We start from the raw sequence: 18,381 nt of genomic DNA, 5'->3' as shown, positions 1-18,381 counted from the left end.
CCGGCATCGCCGAGCAACGCTGCCAAGGTGCGTCGGCGCATGCCCGTGGGACCAGAAGAACCGTTGTAAGAGGGACGAATGACGCCGAGAGCGCTCCTCCGCCTGGTGGCGACGACATGTGCGGCTGTGCTGCTCCTCGCTTCGTGCGCGGGCGGCGACAAGTCCACCATGGTGGGAAAGGTCAGCGCCGACGACCGCATGACCATCGCCGTGTCGTACGACCAGCCGGGTATGGCGGTGCGCAGGCTCGACGGCAGCTACCGCGGTTTCGACGTCGACGTGGCCAAGTTCATCGCGAACGAGCTGGGCGTCGACGAGCAGAACATCACCTGGAAGGAAGCGCAGCCCGGCAACCGGGAGACGCTGCTGACCAGCGGTGAAGCCGACATGGTCGTCTCCACGTACTCGATCACGGACAAGCGCAAGGAGATCGTCGACTTCGTCGGCCCCTACTTCGTCGCGGGCCAGGACCTGCTGGTGCGCATGAACGAGACCCGCATCGAGGGCCCGAAGTCGCTCAACGGCACCCTTCGCCTGTGCTCCACGGCCGGCTCGACCTCCGCCGCGTACGTGCGCGACCAGTTCGCCAAGGACGTGAAGATGGTCGAGTACGCGAAGTTCAGCGACTGCGTCACGGCACTGCTGGCCAACAACGTCGACGCCGTCACCACCGACGACGTCCTGCTCGCGGGCTACGCAGCCCAGAATCCCGAGCTCCTGCGGGTCGTCGGCCAGTCGTTCAGCAAGGAGGAGTACGGCGTCGGCCTGCACCGCGACGACCCCAGCAGCAAGTCGAAGGTCCAGGCAGCACTGCAGAAGATGATCGACAGCGGTGCCTGGCGCAAGTCGCTGGAGGCCAACATCGGATCTTCCGGCTACAAGATCCCCGACCCGCCGAAGCTGGCCCCCTGATCGCACAGAAGGTGACGTAGGCTCACGTCACGTGAACCGCGTCCCGCCGCACCGCGCTGATCGACCCGTTCGCGCGGGCATCCCAGAACACGGCCGAGTCCCGCGCTACTACGCGGTCAAGGCAGAGCTGTTCGACCTCGTCGAGACCCTCGGTGAAGGCACCGTCCTGCCGTCCGAGCGCGAGCTCGCCGAACGGTTCTCCGTCTCGCGCGTGACGCTCCGCCAGGCCGTCAGCGAGCTCGTTCTCGAAGGCAAGCTCATCCGCCGCCAGGGCAGCGGCACGTTCGTGGCGCCGCCGAAGCTCGTCCAGCCGTTGTCGCTGGTCAGCTACACCGAAGGCATGCGCAGGCAGGGCGTCGAACCGAACCGCACCGTGATCACCGTCGAGGAGCTCGGCGCCGACGACGGCCTGGCTCGCGACCTGATGATCGAACCCGGCGATCCGGTCGTGCACCTGGAACGGGTCCTGCTCGCCGACGACGAGCGCATCGGCCTCGAGTCGACCTACCTGAGCCTCGGCCGCTTCCCCGGCCTGCTGGAGAAGCTCGACCCGGCCGGATCGCTCTACGCGTGCCTCACCGAACGGCTCGGCGTGCGGTTCGCCGAAGCCGAGGAACGCGTCGAAACCGTGCTCGCCACGCCCCGTGAGGCGCTGCTCATCGGAACGAATCCCGCACTGCCGATGCTGTTGCTGCACCGCGTCTCCTACGACGTCGACGGGCACCCGATCGAACGCGCCCGGTCGCTGTACCGCGGTGATCGGTTCAGCTTCGTGGCGAGGCTGCACGCCGGCCGTTAGGCCATGTCGTTGGAGACGGAACAGGATCGGTTCCCGAAGCGTCTGAGGATCATGGCGCTGGAACCGGAGATCGGGCTCGTCGGCAGGGACGACATCACCGCACTGGTGGAGTCGCTGGTCGAACGCCGCCACAAGCACCCCCTGCCGGTGATCGTCGCCTACGGGCCGGGCGGCAGCGGCAAGACGTCGCTGCTCGACCACGTCCGCCGGCGCTACCGCGACGCCCCCACGGCCAAGGTCGACCTCGACCGGGCGGGTTCCCGCTCCTGCAAGGACATCCTCGACGTCGCGGCCGAGCAGCTGCGCTCCTACCGGCACGCCGAGTTCGGCCGCATGCGGCTGCCGCGCTACGCCCTCGCCCGCCTCGCGCTGCGCCCAGAGATGAACGCGGAGACGGATGCGGACATCGGTGACGACCCGCTCCACCGGGCACGTGAGCTCGCCGCCAAGCAGATGACGAGGCTGGTCGCGGTCGCCGACGCCGCCGAGGTCGTCGAGATGCTGCCGCCCGCCCAGGGACTCGGGAAGGTGCTGCGGCCGCTCCTGCTGCGGCTCATCGGGCTCGCGGTCGTCGCGCCGCGCCCCTTGCGGTGGCTGCTGGGCGGCCCGCGGGTCGCGAGTGCGTTGCGGTGGTTCGAGAACTACGTCGGGCGCCCGAAGTTCGACGCCGCGCTCGTGCACATGTGGGGCCTCCACCGGGCCGGTGACACGCTGGAGATCGACCGGTTGCTGGTCGCCGCGTTCCTCGCCGACATCACGGCCGCCTACCGGTTCCGCGGCTACCGCAGGATGAACAGCCTGCTGCTCCTCGACGGCGCCGACCTGCTCGACGGCATCGACTCCTACCTGCCACCGAAACGTCCGCGACCCACCGCGCGGGCGACGGACTTCCTGAGCCTGCTCGCGGAACGGCGCGTTCAGGAACCGCACGTGCCGTTGCTCGTCATCGCCACCAAGCAGTCGGCGCCGCCACAGGCCGATGCTGTGCCGTCGGTGTTCAAGCCGGTGTGCCTGAAGCCGTTCACGTTGGCGCAGACACGGCAGTTCCTCGCCGAGTGGAACCGCACCCGCAACAGCACCGTCGAGTCCGAGGCGCTCATCGAGGAGCTGCAGGAGGTCACGCACGGCCACCCGCTCGCGGTGCGGCTCGCGATCCAGCTCGTGCAGTTCGTGTTCGCCCGCGACCAGGTGCTGCCGTCGGTGCGTTCGGTGTTCGACGAGCGGTTGCCGGTCGACGAGACCACGACTTTCCAGGATGCCACGGTCGGCGACTACCTGCTTCTCCGGTTCTTCCAACGGATTCCCGGCGCGGAGGAGATGCCGGAACGCGAGGCGGCGCGCGAGATCTTCGCCCGCCTCGCCGCTCCGCGTGTGCTCGACCGGCACGTGATCCGCGCGCTGCTGCCGGCGTCCTGGTCGGCCGAGAACATGCGTGCTTTGCTGGCACAGCTCAGCTTCGTGCGGCAGGACGGCGACAACTTCGTGCTGCACCCGCTGTTGCGCGACCTGCTGGTGCGCAGGCTTCGCGAGGTGCCAGAGGATCAGCCGTTCTCGCACAGGAAGGTCCATCGGCTGCTCAAGGACCGCTACGACAGCCTCGGGCAACGCGAAGACGCGCTGTACCACGCACTCGCGCTCGGCGAAGTCCACCTCGTCGCGCACAGGTTGCGTCCCCACGTCGACGAACGCAGCGACCGCTGGATCGCGGAGCTCGCGGCCGTCGCCGAGGCGCCGATGCCGCCGGGGGAGGGCGAACCGGAGTTCGAGGAGGAGCCCCGCACGTGGTGGGAGCGCCTCAGAACCGGTACCAGACGCAACATCCACCGCCGCTACGACCGCGTGGTGCGGCCTGAGACCGGGCTGCTGGAGGACGCGGTCATCGCCACGTGGGAACTGCGCTCCCGCAGCAGGATCGTCCGCCCGACCGTCGAGATGTACGACCGGGTGTTGCGCACTCATCAGGAGCTCGACGGCGCCGAGGAACACCTGACCGCTTACCGCACAACGAAACGCGTGCTCGAAAACGACATTCCCGCGTCGCCGCCGGGGGCGTTGCCGCGCTCGTCCACCATCGGCAGGTACCCGTACCCGCGACGCTGGCCCGGCCGCAACGCGTTGCGCCGCGTCGCGGTCTACCTCGTCGCCGTGCTGCTCGTGTTGTACGGCGCGGCTTTCTACCTCCAGAGCAGCAACAACTGTCTGCGCTACGGCATTTACGACCCAGTCGATCTCATCGCCGACCTCGCGGGCAAGCGACCTCATCTGTCCAAAGTGGATGGCGTGCAGTGTGTCGGCCTGAGTGAGAAACCAGGTCGGTTCGCCTACGGTGACCCGGCGCTGCAGAACAACGACGACGCCGAGGTCGAGGAGCTCGCGAAGCTCATCGCCGAGGAGAACGACCGCGCGGCCAAGGTGAATGACCGCCGCGTCGTCACGATCGTCGTCGCCACGATGCTCAGCTCCAACGAGCGCGTGAAGCGCGACCTGTCGGCCGGGGTGAACGAGCTGCGCGGCGCCTATCTCGCCCAGCGCGACTGGAACCAGCTCGACGGGCTCGGCCGCAACCCGTTGGTGCGTCTCGTTCTCGCGAACTTCGGTGGTGAGTCGAAGTACGCGGAAAGGGTCGCGGGCGAGATCCGCGCGTACGCCGAGCGTGACGCGAACGTGATCGCGGTGACGGGACTCGGGCAGAGCCGCGGGACCACGTTGTCGGCGCTCGGCATCCTGGGGCCGTCGAAAGATCACGCGAACGGCATCCCGATGGTCGGCTCGTCCCTGTCGTCGACGAACTTCAGCGAGAAGCCTTATTTCTTCCGCATCGCCCCGGCCAACGATCGCCAGGCCCAGGTCGCCGCGCGGATCATCGAGCGCACCGAAGCGCTGCGAGACCGCCCGGTGCACCTCGTGCGCAGCACCGGTGACGAGTACAGCGCGGATCTCGCCGACGAGTTCCGCGAGGTGCTCAAGCCCGAGCAGCACGACTACGACGAGACCGCGAACACGGTGACCGCTCAGCTCGGCACCGTCGTGTCGAACATCTGCGGCAAGTCGCCGAAGCCGTTGATCCTCTACACCGGCCGCGCCGCCGAGGTCGGCGGGCTGCTGACCGAGCTGAGCCACAGCAACTGCACCGACCCCGTGGTGTTCGGCGGGGACGACCTGACCCAGCTGGAGACGACCAGCTTCACCGATCTGGAAGACATCAAACGATTCGCCGACGGAAGGCTCTACTTCACGACGTTCGCGTGGACACCCGGACACGAGTCGATTCCCCAGTCGACGCAACAGTTCTTCACCACCTACGAAGCAGCGCAGAAGCGACATGCGAGACGGGCTTTTCTTTCGGGCCCCAACGGACACGTCCTGCTCGCCTACGACGCCGTCAGCGTCGTCGCGCGCTCGACTGAGGTTGGTTCGTCACGGGAACACGTTTTCCAGAAGCTGCGCACTATGCGTGACTTCCCGGGCGCGTCCGGGAGGCTGACGTTCGCCCGCCCCGGCGGAACCGGCCTGTCCGGTGCGGACCCGGCCGACAAGCTCGTCGTGGGGCAGATCGTCAAGCTGGACAACGGGTTTCTCGTATCTCATTACGTCACGCACGAGGGTGCGTAGCGGATCCGTGACGTGACTGCGGGTCACGGGACCTCGTGTGAGCGCAGGAAGATACCGCCCGTTCGCACTCGTTTCCCGCTCAGGCCGCGGAGGTACTGTTGACGGTACGAACTCTGGATGTCCGCAACGGTGCGGAGGAGCGGGGGTGTGCCGTGTCCTTCAAGACGGAGTTCCTCGCTGAGCTCGAGGACTGCCTGCGCGGCTACGGCGCGGTCCCGGTGAGCAACCCCGACGCACTCGCGTTGTTCATCGAGTTCGTGCGAGCGCTTCCGGAGAGCGACCAGAAGCTGCGGTGCCTCGAGGGTGTCGATCAGGGCTCGGGGTCGTTCTGGAACAACCCGGCGGTGTGGTGGGAGCAGGTGCCGCGGTTCGGCGCGGGTCTGCCGCGCTGCGGGTCGGCGGAGTGCCGCAAGCTGCTCGACGACATGCTCGACGAGGCCATCAGCGACGAGATCGACGTGCTGGAGATGGAGATCCGGGAACTGCCCAGCTGATCTCCGCACGCCAGCCGGCGCCGCCACCTGTTACGGCCGCGACGCCGGGGTTCACTGATCGAACACAGTTGTCACTTGGCGGAGACGAGCGACTTGAAGAGTTCCCGATAGCGGTGGAGCGCCAGTCGCAGGTCCTCGGTCTGCGGATTACCGTTTCCCTTGAGCTGCTCGGTGAGCGAACGGTGACGGGTCGTGAGTTCCTCGATGGCCCGCTTCACGAGGTCGTCGGCCTTGCGGACGGCGGCCTTCGGGTCGTCGACGAACTCGTACTGCACGGCCTGCCACTCGTCTTCCAGCCGGCCGACGGTCTGCTGGGAGCGAGTCGACTGCTGTGCGGTCGCGTGCTGCTCGTGTGACGGCCGCTCTTCCTGGATCGTGCGCTGGTCCTGGGCGGTCCGCTCGTCATGTGCTGTCCGCTGGTCCCGGGCCGTGCGCTGGTCCTGGGTCATGCGCTGGTCTTGCGCGGTGCGCTGGTCCTGAGCAGTGCGCGGATCCTGGACGGTGCGCTGGTCCTGCGACGACCGCGGGTCCGGGGCCGATCGCTGCTCCCCAGCCGTGCGCTGGTCGTCTCCCTGGCGCTGCTCGTGCATCTGCCGCTGCTCCTGAGCCGACTGCTGCGGGGGAGCGGACGCGGGATCGTTGGTCACCGGAGCTTTCCTCACTGGGGCCTCAGACATCGGTCTTCTCCTTCCGCGCGGCTTCGCGGTCCTTGCGCGGGCCTGCGCCGTGTTCGAGCAGATCCGTGAACAGTTCGCGGTAGTGCACCATCGCGGTGCGCAGATCCTCGGTGCTCGCCTCGCCGATCTCCTGGCGTTCGGAGATGTCGTGCGCCTTGCGGTAGTGGTCGAGGGTCCGTGCGTGCTCGACGGACAGCACGCTCAGCTGCGCCTCGTAACCCTCGGTGGGGTAACCGCGCTCGGACATCAGATCGGTCACGAGCCGGTCGGCGTCCGCGATCGCACTCTCCGGCGAGTCGACGAACTTGGCCTGCACGTCCGCCCAGTGCCGGCGGTAACTGTCCTGCGCCGCAGGGGAAAGCGGCTTCAAGTCGAACTCGCTGTGGCGGTGCTCCCGCTCGGCGAGCTCCTTCTCCGCGGCGGTTCTGCTGTCACTGTCAGAGACCGCGCGGTCGTATTCGGGGCCGAAGCGGTCGCGCAGCTTCTTGCGCTGCATCGCGGGCCTCAGCACGAAGAAGAGGACCGCCAGCACGACGATAACCGCGGCCACCAGGCCGATGATGGCGCCCGTTGACATGGAAAACCTCCAAGACAGGCCATAACTCTGCTGTCCTGGAGGCTTTCCCGCGTACTCGCAGCGGAAACATCAACCCTTGATACAAACCACCTGCTTGAGCTTCGCGACGACCTCGACCAGGTCGGACTGGTTCGCCATCACGGTGTCGATGTCCTTGTAGGCGCCCGGAATCTCGTCCACCACACCGGAGTCCTTGCGGCACTCGACACCACTTGTCTGGGCGGCGAGATCCTGCTCGGTGAACGTCTTACGGGCCTTGTTGCGCGACATCTTCCGGCCGGCACCGTGCGACGCCGACTGGAACGAGTCAGGGTTCCCGAGCCCGCGCACGATGTACGAGCCGGTGCCCATCGAGCCGGGGATGATGCCCAGCTCGCCACGTCCGGCACGAATCGCGCCCTTGCGGGTCACCAGCACGTCCTCGCCGAAGTGCGTCTCCTCCGCCACGTAGTTGTGATGACAGGAGATCGGCTCCTCGAAGAGGATCCGCGGGAACTCGGCGCGCAGCACGTCGCACACCAAACGCAGCATGACCGCGCGGTTACGGCGTGCGTAGTCCTGCGCCCAGTACAGGTCGTGCCGGTACGCCGCCATCTCGGGCGTGCCCGAGAGGAACACGGCGAGGTCCGGGTCCGGCAGCTCGGCGTTGTGCGCGAGGGTGCGCGCCACCGAGATGTGGTGCTGCGCCAGCTCGTTGCCGATGCCGCGCGACCCCGAGTGCAGCATGACCCACACGCGCTGGTCGGTGTCGAGGCAGATCTCCAGGAAGTGGTTGCCGCCGCCGAGCGTGCCCATCTGGTGCATCGCCTTGTCGGCGCGCGCCTTGACCGCCGGCGTCAGCTCGTCGAACCGCTTCCAGAACGCACCCCAGTCGGACGCGTCCCTCTCGGTGAACGCGGTCGCCTTGTGCTGGCCGAAACCGACGGGGACCACAGCCTCCACGCGGGACCGCAGGCCGCGCAGCGTCTCCGGCAGGTCGCTCGCCGTGAGCGAGGTGCGCACGGCGGTCATGCCGCAGCCGATGTCCACGCCGACGGCCGCGGGGGAGACGGCGTCGCGCAACGCGATCACCGATCCCACCGTGGCGCCCTTGCCGTAATGCACGTCCGGCATCACCGCAATGTGCTTGACGGCCCACGGCAGCGCGGAGATGTTCTGGAGCTGTCGCATGGCGAACTCCTCGACCTCGTCCGGTCGAGTCCACATGCGGATGTCCACGTTCTGGCCGCGGACCAGGGTTGCTGCCATGACTTCAGGTTAGGCGGCGCTCTTGTTGATCCACAAAGGAGTTTCACGGGAAGTTTCTTCCGAGCCGGACACGAATTCCCACGTGCCCTTGCGGACCTTCGCTTTGCTCATGTCGCCGCCGATGGTCGTGACGAACGCGCGCACGGTCGGCAGGTCGTTGACGTCCGCGATGAGGATCGCCTTGTTCTGCAACGTGACGCTTCCGCCGCCGAGCTTCTCGCGCGCGACTGCGTCGTTGAGAAGGCCTTCGCGGACCTGTTTCGCGGTGATGCCGTCGACCTCGACCTGGACGGCGTCGACCTTCGGCGAGTTCGACGGCAGGAAGCTGAACGTGAGCACCGACTCCTGCCGGAACTGCTTGCTGATCGTGGAGGCGGTGTGGCGCAGGCTCTCCTCGCCGAGCGTGACGTCGAACTTGCGGGAACGCTCGAACGTCGTCTGCTGGAGGCTGCTCGACCAGAACACGCCGTCGAGCAGCGTGGAGCGGGTGGTGACGCCGCCGTTGGCGAGCACGATGCCGCGGACCTCGCGGTCGAACGCGACCAGCCTGTCCCGCAGGCGCGGGTCGTTCGGATCGGTGATGACTGCGGTGTTGTTCGTCGCGAAGATCTCCGGGCACGGCAGCGGTGCGCCTGCCGCCGTGCCCGTGGAGACCGTGAAGGCCAGTACCGACGTGACTGCCACGAGAAGCTTTCGCATGCGGCACAACGTATTGGCTCAAGCTGGGCTCGGCACACTACGTTCCACTCAGCGGGCTACCGCTTGTTCGCGCTGGCACGGGGATGACCTGGTGTGACCGGGCTTCGCCACGATCGCGTCTGCCCTACCCGTGTCCAGGTGATTGACAGCCGCGTGTAACGTGAAAATACTTCAGCGTCATGGATCGCGTGTGCGTCATCGGGGCGGGTTCTTCCGGCATCGCCGCATGTCAGGTGCTCAGCGCCCGCGGCATCGAGTTCGACTGCTACGAGACCGGGTCCGAGATCGGTGGCAACTGGCGCTACCTGAACGACAACGGCATGTCCTCCGCCTACCGCTCGCTCCACATCAACACCTCGCGGCAGATGATGGAGTTCAAGTCGTTCCCGATGCCGGCACACCTGCCCGCGTACCCCTCGCACTTCCAGATCGCCGAGTACTTCGACGACTTCGTCAAACACCACGGGTTCCGCGACCGCATCCGGTTCCGCACCGAGGTCACGTCGGTCACTGCCGAATCCGGGGGTTATTCGGTCACCACGCGCGATCGCGACACCGGTGAAGAGCTCTCACGAACGTATGGCTCTGTAATCGTCGCGAACGGCCATCACTGGTCACCGCGGATGCCGGAACCCGCGTTCCCCGGCTCGTTCGACGGCGAGGAGATGCACGCGCACTTCTACAAGACGCCGGAGCGTTTCGCGGACAAGAAGGTGCTGGTGCTCGGCATCGGCAACTCGGCCTGCGACATCGCGGTCGAGTCTTCACGCGTCTCCGCACGGACGTTCCTGGCGATGCGCCGCGGCGCGCACATCATGCCCAAGTACCTCTTCGGAATGCCGACCGACCACCTGACGACCTCGCCGCTCGCCCGTTTCGCGCCGGCCTGGCTGCAGGCGCTGTCGCTCCGGGCGATGCTGCGGCTCGCGCGCGGCAAGCTCTCCGGCTACGGCCTGCCCGAGCCCTCACACGGCATCCTCGCAGCGCACCCGACGGTGTCCGACGACCTGCTGACCCGGCTCGGGCACGGCGACATCACCGTGAAGCCGAACATCGAGCGCTTGGACGGCTCCGGGGTCGTGTTCGCGGACGGCAGCCGGGAGGAGGTCGACGTGATCGTCTACTGCACCGGGTACAAGGTCGACTTCCCGTTCCTGGACGCCGCCTCGTACCCCGCCGTGTCGTCCGCGGACAACGAGGTGTCGCTGTACCAGCGGGTCGTGGATCCGGACCATCCCGGGCTGTACTTCCTCGGGCTGATCCAGCCGCTCGGCGCGATCATGCCGCTCGCCGAGGCGCAGTCCGAGTGGATCGCCGACCTCGTGTCCGGGCGTGCGGCGCTGCCGTCGGTGCCGGAGATGAAGGCGGAGATCGCCACGTACCGGGAGTCGCTGCGGAGCCGGTACGTGAAGTCGAAGCGGCACACCCTGGAGGTCGACTTCCTCGGGTACCAGCGGGAGCTGCAGGAGGAGCGTCGGGCGGGCGCGGCACGTCGCTGACGAGGCCCGCGGGGAGGGCCGCGAGGTGCTCATCAACGCCCTGACACGCTCCCGGCACCTTTGCAATGAGTCTTTTGACTTCGTCCGCAAACGTTTTTTGCATCCGGGGGTGGCCGAGCCACGACTGATGGATCAGCTGATATATCAGTTGGCAGAAGGGTTCTGAGCTGGGGCGGAAGCGGTTGGGCGGCGAAAACGATCGTGGTGGGTGCGGTTGCGTGGGTACGGTCGGCCGGTGACTGGTGCTGTGTCGTCGAGTGTTCGGGTGATCGTTCTCAACGGTGGGTCCAGCTCGGGCAAGTCAGGGATCGCGCGGTGTCTGCAGGCGCTGTTGCCCGAAGCCTGGCTGGCAATCGGGGTCGACACTTTGATCGACGTGATGCCCGCGCGGTTGCGGCTCGGATCCGAGGGGATCGGGTTCGCGGACGGCGGTGAGGTGAGCGTCGGGGCCGAGTTCCGGCTGCTCGAGGACGCGTGGATGGAAGGCGTTGGCGCGATGGTGCGCGCGGGGGCGCGGGTGATCGTGGACGACGTGTTCCTCGGCGGGGTCGAGTCACGGCAGCGGTGGGAGAAGGCCCTGGACGGGCTCGACGTGCTGTGGGTCGGGGTCCGCTGTGACGCCGCCGTCGCCGCGGGGAGGGAGCTCGCTCGTGGGGATCGGGTGTCCGGGATGGCCGAGGCCCAGGCCGATCTGGTGCATCGCGGGATGACCTACGACGTCGAGGTCGACACCGGGCGGGCCGAGGCGGTCGAGTGCGCGAAGGTGATCGCTGAGAGGGTCGGCCAGAGCTAGGTGCAGGGGTGCTCGTATCCAATATATTGCCGTGAGTCCGGCGGGCGCCTCGCCGGATCGGTCAACGGAGCGTTCGGTCAGCAGCAGTCGCAGCTCGTGCAGCAGTCGTCCATCCCTCTCACCTCCCCTCCGGTGGGCACCACGGTGAACAGTCGGTGCCGACCATGTCCACCAGGTCTGAACGGAGTCGCGTCAGCCGGGACAGTTCCGCGTCGATCTCGGCGATGTGGCGCCGCAGCAGTTCCTCGGCCGGTTCGCACGGACACTCGCCGGTGTCGCGGATCGCCAGCAACGACGAGATCTCGCGCAGGGTCAGTCCCAGGCGCTGGCAGTCGCGGATGAACCGGATCCGGTCGGCGGCCGACGACGGGTACTGCCGGTAGCCCGACGAGGTGCGCGGCGGCGGTGCGATCAGGCCCGCGCGTTCGTAGTACCGGACCGTGTCGGGCCGGACCCCGACCTGACGTGCGAGCTCGGCGACTCTCATGCGACCAACGCTAAACCTGTGAGTGCACTCCAAGGTCAAGCGCTCCACAACGAAAAGCGGGGCTGCCGACGTCACGCCGGCAGCCCCGCCCGAAACAAGCGCCCGAGAGAACCGTTCAGTGCACGCCGAGCACGCCGTCCACCCGGCGCGGAATGCCGAGCGGGTTCGCGTCCTGCAGCTCCGCCGGCAGCAACGCGTCCGGCCACGACTGGTACGTCACCGGGGCGATCCAGCGGCGGATCGACGTGGCGCCCACGGAGGTGTGCAGCGGGTTCGTCGTCGACGGCCACGGTCCGCCGTGGTGCTGGCCCCACGCCACCGCGACACCGGTCGGCCAGGCGTTGAAGATCAGCCGGCCCGCGACGCGACGCAGGATCTCGGCGATCTCACCCGCCTCCGCGTGGTCCGAGTCGGCGGCGTGCACCGTGCCGGTCAGCGTGCCCGGCAGCTTCGCGAGCACCGAGTGCAGCTCCGACGGCGACGAGTACGTCACGACCAGGGCGGCCGGGCCGAAGTGCTCCTCGGTCAGCTTCTCGAGGTTCTCCTCGAACACCGACACCGCAACGCTGAACAGCCGCGGCGACACCGCCCACGCCTCGTCCGGCTTGGTACCGGTGGACACGACGGACACCAGGTCCGAGGCGGCCAGCGCGTCCGTCGAAGCCGTGTAGGAGTCGCACATCCGCTCGTTGAGCATCGCGCCACCCGCGGCCGCCGCGACGGCCTCACCCAGCGCGGGCACGAGCGATGCGGGCGCGAACACCAGGCCGGGGTTCGTGCAGAACTGCCCGACCCCCATCGTCAGCGACTGCGCGAACCCGGCCGCGATGTCCGGGGTCGCCGCACCCGGCAGGATCACCGTCGGGTTCACGCTGCCCAGCTCGCCGTAGAACGGGATCGGGTCCGGCCGGCCCTGCGCCAGGTCGAACAACGCACGCCCGCCACCGGTCGACCCGGTGAAGCCGACGGCGCGGACGACCGGGTGCTGCACCAGCGCCACACCGGCCTCGGTGCCGTACACGATGCCGAACACACCTTCGGGCGCACCGGCGTCGCGCAACGCGTCCACGACCACCCGTGCGGTCTCGCGCGAGGTCGACGGGTGCGCCGAATGTGCCTTCACCACAACGGAACAACCCGACGCCAGCGCGGAAGCCGTGTCACCGCCGGCCACCGAGAAAGCGAACGGGAAGTTCGACGCCGAGAACACCGCAACCGTCCCAAGAGGACGCAGAACCCGGCGCAGAACGGGCCGGGGCGGAATGATGTCCGGGTTCGCCGAGTCCAAAGTGGCCTCGACGTAGCTGCCCTCGCGCAGCACCTCCGCGAACAACCGCAGCTGGTTCGTCGTGCGCTTCAGTTCCGTCGTCAGCCGCGGCACGCCGAGCGCCGTTTCGCCGTCCGCCGTGGAAACCAGCAACGACGACTCGGCGTCCAGCGCGTCCGCGACCTTCTCCAGCACCACAGCGCGGTCCGCCGCCGCAACGACCGACCACGCCGAGAACGCCACAGCCGCAGCCGAGGCGATCCGGTCCACCTCGCTGTCGGGGGTCTTCGCAACCGGTTCGCCGAACGGCTCACCGGTGCGCGGGTTGTAGCCCTGCACGACGTGGCTCAACGCCCTGCCTCCTTGACTGCCGTGTCGAAATCGGGGCCGCACCAGACCCCGCCCACGTACTTGGCCGCGTACGACGAGGGGTCGAGCTCACCGCCGTGCTTCTCCAGCACCTCGGCCGCGAACACCTCGGAGTCGTCCTGCGGCTCGTAACCCAGCGCGCGGGCCTCGTCCAGCGAGAACCAGCCGCGCGTGTTGTCCGAAACGCCCCACACGATCCGGAATCCCGGCGACGCAACGGAAAGACACGCCTCGAACAGGCGCGCGCCGTCGTCCGGTGACATCCAGGTCGACAGCATCCGCACGTCACGTGGCTTCTCGAAGCACGAACCGATGCGGACCGCGATCACGTCCATGCCGTAGCGGTCCGCGTACAGCGATCCCAACGCCTCCAGTGCCACCTTGGACACGCCGTAGTAGGTGTCCGGGCGGGGGAAGACGTAGTCACCGGCCTCACCGTCGGCCCGCTCCAGATATCCGACGGCGTGGTTCGAGCTGGCCAGGACCACCCGCCGAACTCCCTGACGCCGCGCGGCTTCCAGCACCGTGTGCGTGCCGTCGATGTTGACGCTGAGGATCTTGTCCCACGCCTCTTCCAGGCTGTGGCCGCCGAGGTGGATCACCGCGTCGACGCCCTTCATCGCGGCTTCCATCGCGGCCATGTCGGTCACCGAGGCCTGGACCAGCTCGACGTTCTCGCCGTCGGTTGCCGCGGGTAGCTCCGCGATGTCCAGCAGCCGCAGGACGCGGCCCTGCGCCGCGAGGCGGGTACGCATGAGCGTGCCCACCCCGCCACCGGCGCCGGTGATCAGGATGCGTGCGGTCACGGGTTGGACCCCTCCGTCGTGTGCAGATGTTTCAGTAAACCTTTTCACCTACCGAACTGGCGGAGAAGCTCGGTGATCGTCCTGGCAGCGTCCAGCAGAGCGGCGACGACCTGCCGCTCGTGCTCGGGGTCCAGTCTGCCCAGAGGAACCGAGCAACTCATAGCGTCCAGAACGGGGTTTCGGTACGGCAACGCCACCGCGAAGCAACCCAGTCCGGGCGTGTTCTCCTCGCGCTCGTGGGCGTACCCGACGTTGCGGAACCCGGCGAGCTGCTCGTGCAGCGCGGCCCGATCGGTCACGGTGTTGGGGGTCAACGGCGTCAGCACGTCCGGGAGGATCAGGTCGACCTCCTCCGGCGTGCGCGTCGAGAGCACGGCCTTGCCCAGCGACGTCGAGTGCGCGGGCAGCCGGCGACCGACGCGGGACACGACCCGCAGGTGGTGCTCGGACTCGCGGCTCGCCAGGTAGACGACGTCCGCGCCGTCCAAACGGGCGAGGTGCACGGTCTCGTTGATCTCCTGCCGGACCTGCTCCATCACGCGGATCGCCGCGCGCACCACCGGGTCGTGGTCCAGATAGGACGTACCGACGAGCAGTGCGCGCACGCCGATGCCGTAGGTGCCGCGGTCCGAGTCGACCTCCACCCAGCCGCGCGCGACCAGCGTCTGCAACAGCATGTACAGGCTGGACTTGGGATAGCTGAGCTCGCGGTGCAGCTCCGTGAGCGTCAGCCTGCGGTCGGACGCGGAGAGCACTTCGAGCAGCTCGACCGTGCGGTCCGCGGACTTCACCGCGCCCGGACGGGCCGTGCCCTTGTCGATCGGCGACGCCACCTGGCCTCCTCGGCTGTCTTCTGGAAACCGGTAAGCAACTTGCCCAACTCACCCTTGACACGTTGCTGTGCTGATTCTTACAGTCCTGCATCAGGTTCACAAGTACGACCCCAGTTCATATATCTGAACATGAAGGGCTCCGACGATGCGCCGTAGAACCGCCACAACAGTCGCCACGCTCAGCGTGGCCTTGCTGCTCGCAGGCTGCGGCAGCAGTGGCAACACGGCGTCCTCGAACAAGGACCCGAACAAGCCCCTCGAGGTGTGGACCCGCTCGACGGAGGCGACCGCGAAGGTCTACGAGAAGATCTTCAAGTCCTTCACCGAGAAGACCGGTGTGCAGGTCGACTACAAGCCGATCTTCAACGACTTCGACAAGCAGGTGCAGCAGCGCGCCGCGTCGAAGGACCTCCCCGACGTCGTCATCACCGACACCGGCTCGCTCGGCAACTTCGTCAAGCAGGGCTGGACGACCGAGATCAAGCGCGAGGACGTCGCGGGTGGCAACGACATCGTCGACCGCGCGTGGAACAACGGGAAGGGCGCGGACGGCAAGTACTACGCCATCCCGTACTCCACCCAGGCGATGGTCACTCTGATCCGCAAGGACTGGCGCGAGAAGCTCGGCAAGCCGATCCCGACGACGTGGGACGAGTTAGACGATCTAGCGCGTGCGTTCACCCGTAACGACCCTGATGGCAACGGGCAGAACGACACCTACGGCATGCTCGTGCCGGGCACGACCGACCGCGGCTACCTCGCGTGGTGGGCGTCGAGCTACATCTGGCAGGGCGGCGGCGACATCCTGGACGAGGAGGGTGGCGGCAAGTTCTCCGTCGGCATCGACTCGCCGGAGTCGACCAAGGCGGTCGAGCGGCTGCGCAAGCTCTTCTGCGAGGACAAGGTCATGCAGCCCGGTTCGCTGACGCTGAGCACCAACGACGCGCACCCGCTGTTCGAGTCGGGCAAGAGCGGCATCTACCTCACCGGCCCGTACATGATCGGCCGCTTCGACAAGTCGGTCGGCAAGGACAAGTACGAGGTCGTCGCGTCCCCGCGCGGCCCGGCCGGTGCCACGGTGCTCGGCGAGGGCGAGGACATCTACCTGATGGCCGGCTCCGCCAAGACCGCGGACCAGAAGAAGCTCGCCGAGTACCTGATCACGCCCGAGGCGCAGCAGGCGGGCATGAAGGGCGACCCGCAGCCGGTGGTCCGCCTGCCCGTCAACAAGAACGTCGACGTCAACGCGACCTACAACGACCCGCGCTGGGCGACCGTGGCGGGCGTGTACAAGAGCGAGGCGCGGCCGTTCCCGAGCGTTCCGAACTTCGCGCCCTTCCGGCAGAAGACCTCGGAGACCCTGAACTCCATCTTCGCGAAGTGCCCCGCCGACTCCTCGGCTGAGCTCAAGTCCCTGGCGGACGCGCTGAAGAAGGAGCTTGAGAACCAGAAGGCGTCGCAGTGACGGCAGTTGCGTCAACCAGCGACACCCGAGACGTGGGCTCGACGGCTAGTGGCGGCGGTGCCGTCGAAACCCACCCCGTGAGGCGGCGCCGCCGGCGCCGCCTCACGGGAGCCACCTTCATCCCGTGGCTGTTCCTGCTGCCCGCCGCGCTGATCTTCCTCGTCTTCAAGTTCATCCCGATGGCGGAAGGCATCCGTCTCTCGCTGTTCGAGGTCCGGCCGTTCCTCGGCGACATCTTCGTCGGCTTCAAGAACTACGCGACGATCCTGTCCGACGAGAAGTTCCTGACGGCCAGTTGGCACACGCTCGTTCTCGCCGGTGGTCAGACGATCGGCGCCATGGTCATCGGCTTCTGGCTGGCGCTGCTGCTGGAAGGCCACACCAAGTCCCTGTGGTTCGTGCGGTCCGCGGTGTTCCTGCCCGTCGTGGCGGCCACCGCGGTCATCGGTGAGATCTGGCGGCTGTTCTTCTACCCGGCACCGGAAGGCTTCCTCAACGAGGTCATCTCGTGGGTCGGCCTCGGGCCCTGGGAGTACATCCACGACACCGACACCTCGCTGGTGTCGGTCATGTTCGTCGGCATCTGGAAGCACGCGCCGTACGACATGGTGCTCATTCTCGCCGGGCTCGCCGGCATCGACCGCCAGCAGTACGAGGCCGCCGCGATCGACGGCGCCTCGACGTGGCAGCGGATCTGGAACGTCACGCTCCCCGCGTTGCGCCCGGTCATCACGATCCTGCTGACGCTGGCGGCGATCCGCGGCCTGCGCGTCTTCACCGAGGTGTACGTGCTCACCGGCGGTGGCCCGGCGGGGTCGACCGACGTCTGGATGACCCGCGTCTACACCACCGCGTTCGAACAGTCGGAAGCCGGTCTCGCATCGGCGGGCTCGGTGTTGCTTTTCCTCGTTACGCTCGTTCTCACGGTCAGCGTTCAGTGGTACCGCCGGAGGAAGGAGGCGCGATGAGCGTCAACTCGAGCCGCTTCGACAGCGCCATCGGCTGGTCCACCCGCCAGGACGCGTGGGTCAGCAGGGGCATCCGGGTCCTTTTGAGCGCCCTCGCTGTAATCCTTTTCTGCGGCCCGTTGCTGGTCATCTTCTCCGGTGCGTTCGACGACAACCCGGACCCGACCCAGCTCTCGGTGATCCCGGACAACCCGTCGCTGATCAACTTCCAGGTCGCGACGGAGAACAAGATCTGGCACTACCTGACGAACTCGCTGATCATCGCCGGCGGCGCGCTGCTGTTGCAGCTGTCGGTGAGCGTGTTCGCCGCCTACGCGTTGGCGCGCAAGAAGTTCCGCGGTCAGGCCATCGCGCTGCTGGTCATCCTCGCCACGATGATGTTGCCGGAGGAGGTCATCGCGATCCCGCTGTCGCTGGTGATCGGAGACCTACCGCTGGTGCACGTGAGTCTCAAGGGCACCCTGCTCGGCGTCATCCTCCCGTTGGGGGCGTGGGGTTTCTCCATCTTCGTCATGACGGAGTTCATGAAGGAGATCCCCGCCGAACTGGAGGAGGCGGCCAAAGTGGACGGTGCGGGGGAGCTGCGTCTCTTCGCGCAGATCATCCTCCCCCTGTGCAAGCCCGCGCTCGGCGTCATCGCCGTGTTCGGCTTCAACATGATCTGGGAGCAGTACCTGCTCCCCCTGATCGTCGCCGCTGACCCCTCCGATTACACGCTGACGGTCGCACTTCTCGCGCTCAGATCCGACGACATGGTCGGTACGGGCATCGTGCTGGCCGGAGCGTTGCTGGCGCTGGTGCCGAGCCTGGTCGTGTACCTGTCGCTGCAGAAGTCCTTCCTGCGTGGGATCACCACCGGAGCGATCAAGGGATGAG

The 18,381-nt window shown here is 67.5% G+C and carries 17 protein-coding genes; 9 read left to right on the top strand and 8 right to left on the bottom strand.

What is annotated here, in order from left to right; all coding sequences use genetic code 11:
• Positions 1-78 precede the first annotated feature (78 nt).
• The 4 genes from AOM45_RS08695 (at position 79) to AOM45_RS08680 (ending at position 5,817) form a co-directional block, all read left to right on the top strand.
• Positions 79-912: a glutamate ABC transporter substrate-binding protein gene (locus AOM45_RS08695; protein WP_030464881.1), complete on the top strand. Its 834-nt coding sequence runs from the start codon at positions 79-81 to the stop codon at positions 910-912.
• 31 nt (positions 913-943) lie between these two features.
• The gene (locus tag AOM45_RS08690; RefSeq protein ID WP_030464880.1) at positions 944-1,711 is read left to right on the top strand and encodes a GntR family transcriptional regulator; all 768 of its coding nucleotides are present in this window, start codon (positions 944-946) and stop codon (positions 1,709-1,711) included.
• A gap of 3 nt (positions 1,712-1,714) precedes the next feature.
• On the top strand, positions 1,715-5,323 hold the full coding sequence (locus tag AOM45_RS08685) for an ABC transporter substrate-binding protein (protein WP_030464879.1): 3,609 nt from the start codon (positions 1,715-1,717) through the stop codon (positions 5,321-5,323).
• A gap of 152 nt (positions 5,324-5,475) precedes the next feature.
• Entirely contained in the window at positions 5,476-5,817 is a 342-nt protein-coding gene (locus tag AOM45_RS08680) for a hypothetical protein (RefSeq protein ID WP_030464878.1), read from the top strand.
• A gap of 71 nt (positions 5,818-5,888) precedes the next feature.
• On the opposite strand, the gene AOM45_RS08675 is transcribed toward AOM45_RS08680, so the two are convergent.
• From AOM45_RS08675 to AOM45_RS08660, 4 genes are all read right to left on the bottom strand, one after another.
• On the bottom strand, positions 5,889-6,464 hold the full coding sequence (locus tag AOM45_RS08675) for a hypothetical protein (RefSeq protein WP_051782705.1): 576 nt from the start codon (positions 6,462-6,464) through the stop codon (positions 5,889-5,891).
• A 22-nt stretch (positions 6,465-6,486) separates the two neighbouring features.
• Positions 6,487-7,071, bottom strand: a complete 585-nt coding sequence (locus AOM45_RS08670; protein ID WP_030464876.1) for a hypothetical protein — start codon at positions 7,069-7,071, stop codon at positions 6,487-6,489.
• A gap of 69 nt (positions 7,072-7,140) precedes the next feature.
• Positions 7,141-8,319, bottom strand: a complete 1,179-nt coding sequence (locus tag AOM45_RS08665) for an RtcB family protein (RefSeq protein ID WP_030464875.1) — start codon at positions 8,317-8,319, stop codon at positions 7,141-7,143.
• A gap of 9 nt (positions 8,320-8,328) precedes the next feature.
• Positions 8,329-9,018 carry a hypothetical protein gene (locus tag AOM45_RS08660; RefSeq protein WP_051782704.1) on the bottom strand — a complete coding sequence of 230 codons (690 nt, stop codon included), beginning with the start codon at positions 9,016-9,018 and terminating at the stop codon, positions 8,329-8,331.
• A gap of 179 nt (positions 9,019-9,197) precedes the next feature.
• Between AOM45_RS08660 and AOM45_RS08655 the strand changes: the two genes are divergently transcribed.
• Positions 9,198-10,517, top strand: a complete 1,320-nt coding sequence (locus AOM45_RS08655; protein WP_030464873.1) for an NAD(P)-binding domain-containing protein — start codon at positions 9,198-9,200, stop codon at positions 10,515-10,517.
• A gap of 235 nt (positions 10,518-10,752) precedes the next feature.
• Positions 10,753-11,310 carry a chloramphenicol phosphotransferase CPT gene (gene cpt / locus AOM45_RS08650; protein WP_236703246.1) on the top strand — a complete coding sequence of 186 codons (558 nt, stop codon included), beginning with the start codon at positions 10,753-10,755 and terminating at the stop codon, positions 11,308-11,310.
• Between the two features lie 118 nt (positions 11,311-11,428).
• On the opposite strand, the gene AOM45_RS08645 is transcribed toward cpt, so the two are convergent.
• From AOM45_RS08645 to AOM45_RS08630, 4 genes are all read right to left on the bottom strand, one after another.
• Positions 11,429-11,797: a heavy metal-responsive transcriptional regulator gene (locus tag AOM45_RS08645; RefSeq protein WP_030464871.1), complete on the bottom strand. Its 369-nt coding sequence runs from the start codon at positions 11,795-11,797 to the stop codon at positions 11,429-11,431.
• 115 nt (positions 11,798-11,912) lie between these two features.
• A complete protein-coding gene (locus tag AOM45_RS08640) occupies positions 11,913-13,415 on the bottom strand; it encodes an aldehyde dehydrogenase (NADP(+)) (RefSeq protein ID WP_030464870.1) in 1,503 nt (500 codons plus the stop codon).
• Positions 13,412-14,239 (bottom strand): NAD-dependent epimerase/dehydratase family protein, encoded by an 828-nt coding sequence (locus tag AOM45_RS08635; RefSeq protein ID WP_030464869.1) that lies wholly within the window; start codon positions 14,237-14,239, stop codon positions 13,412-13,414. Before AOM45_RS08635 ends, AOM45_RS08640 begins: the two co-directional genes overlap by 4 nt.
• Positions 14,240-14,283: 44 nt before the next feature.
• Entirely contained in the window at positions 14,284-15,072 is a 789-nt protein-coding gene (locus tag AOM45_RS08630) for an IclR family transcriptional regulator (protein ID WP_236703245.1), read from the bottom strand.
• 145 nt (positions 15,073-15,217) lie between these two features.
• On the opposite strand from AOM45_RS08630, the gene AOM45_RS08625 reads away from it, so the two are divergent.
• The 3 genes from AOM45_RS08625 (at position 15,218) to AOM45_RS08615 (ending at position 18,380) form a co-directional block, all read left to right on the top strand.
• Positions 15,218-16,537 (top strand): ABC transporter substrate-binding protein, encoded by a 1,320-nt coding sequence (locus tag AOM45_RS08625; protein ID WP_030464867.1) that lies wholly within the window; start codon positions 15,218-15,220, stop codon positions 16,535-16,537.
• A 77-nt stretch (positions 16,538-16,614) separates the two neighbouring features.
• On the top strand, positions 16,615-17,505 hold the full coding sequence (locus AOM45_RS08620; protein ID WP_030464866.1) for a carbohydrate ABC transporter permease: 891 nt from the start codon (positions 16,615-16,617) through the stop codon (positions 17,503-17,505).
• Positions 17,502-18,380 (top strand): carbohydrate ABC transporter permease, encoded by an 879-nt coding sequence (locus AOM45_RS08615; RefSeq protein WP_030464865.1) that lies wholly within the window; start codon positions 17,502-17,504, stop codon positions 18,378-18,380. The genes AOM45_RS08620 and AOM45_RS08615 overlap by 4 nt, the downstream gene beginning before the upstream one ends.
• Position 18,381: the final 1 nt, after the last annotated feature.

Origin of the sequence: Lentzea aerocolonigenes (genome assembly GCF_000974445.1) — a bacterium.
GTDB classification, from domain to species: domain Bacteria; phylum Actinomycetota; class Actinomycetes; order Mycobacteriales; family Pseudonocardiaceae; genus Lentzea; species Lentzea aerocolonigenes.
The sequence above is the reverse complement of the archived record's forward strand: the minus strand, read 5'-3'. Positions and strand labels throughout refer to the sequence as shown.

Bases quoted from the DNA above. Each gene is read 5' to 3' on its own strand.
- AOM45_RS08695 (WP_030464881.1), top strand. From the start codon at position 79: ATGACGCCGAGAGCGCTCCTCCGCCTGGTGGCGACGACATGTGCGGCT.
- AOM45_RS08685 (WP_030464879.1), top strand. From the start codon at position 1,715: ATGTCGTTGGAGACGGAACAGGATCGGTTCCCGAAGCGTCTGAGGATC.
- AOM45_RS08670 (WP_030464876.1), bottom strand. From the start codon at position 7,071: ATGTCAACGGGCGCCATCATCGGCCTGGTGGCCGCGGTTATCGTCGTG.
- AOM45_RS08665 (WP_030464875.1), bottom strand. From the start codon at position 8,319: ATGGCAGCAACCCTGGTCCGCGGCCAGAACGTGGACATCCGCATGTGG.
- AOM45_RS08660 (WP_051782704.1), bottom strand. From the start codon at position 9,018: ATGCGAAAGCTTCTCGTGGCAGTCACGTCGGTACTGGCCTTCACGGTC.
- AOM45_RS08655 (WP_030464873.1), top strand. From the start codon at position 9,198: ATGGATCGCGTGTGCGTCATCGGGGCGGGTTCTTCCGGCATCGCCGCA.
- AOM45_RS08645 (WP_030464871.1), bottom strand. From the start codon at position 11,797: ATGAGAGTCGCCGAGCTCGCACGTCAGGTCGGGGTCCGGCCCGACACG.
- AOM45_RS08625 (WP_030464867.1), top strand. From the start codon at position 15,218: ATGCGCCGTAGAACCGCCACAACAGTCGCCACGCTCAGCGTGGCCTTG.
- AOM45_RS08615 (WP_030464865.1), top strand. From the start codon at position 17,502: ATGAGCGTCAACTCGAGCCGCTTCGACAGCGCCATCGGCTGGTCCACC.